Source organism: Arthrobacter sp. K410C, assembly GCF_059090105.1.
Genome location: NZ_JBNHFJ010000055.1, coordinates 1 through 575, shown reverse-complemented (window position 1 = coordinate 575; position 575 = coordinate 1). Strand labels below are relative to the sequence as shown.

Below are 575 nucleotides of genomic sequence, written 5' to 3'. Positions count from 1 at the left end.
TTTTTGCGCATGGCGGTGGCCCAGAGCCGGCCGGCGCGGTAGGAGGAGCGGACCAGGGGCCCGGACATGACGCCGAGGAAGCCGATTTCTTCGGCTTCGTGCTGCAGGTCCAGGAATTCCTGGGGTTTGACCCAGCGGTCCACGGGCAGGTGCCGTTCACTGGGGCGCAGGTACTGGGTGATGGTGATCAGGTCGCAGCCGGCCTGGTGGAGGTCGCGGAGGGCTTCACTGATTTCTTCGCGGGTTTCGCCCATGCCCAGGATGAGGTTGGATTTGGTGACCATGCCCTGGTTCCGGCCCTGGGTGATGACGTTCAGGGAGCGTTCGTAGCGGAACGCGGGGCGGATGCGCTTGAAGATCCTCGGTACGGTTTCGACGTTGTGCGCGAAGACTTCGGGGGCTGAGTCGCAGATCGCGGTGATGTGGTCGGGGTTGCCGGAGAAGTCGGGGATGAGCAGTTCGACGCCGGTGCCGGGGTTCAGTTCGTGGATCTTGCGGACGGTTTCGGCGTAGAGCCAGACGCCTTCGTCTTCGAGGTCGTCGCGGGCGACGCCGGTGACGGTGGCGTAGCGCAG

Annotated in this window: 1 protein-coding gene; it reads right to left on the bottom strand. The window is 65.0% G+C overall.

Going from position 1 to position 575, the window contains the following annotated elements:
* Positions 1-575 (bottom strand): lipoyl synthase (locus tag AC5RU7_RS21045; RefSeq protein WP_494053880.1); only part of this gene is annotated, 575 nt, incomplete at both ends.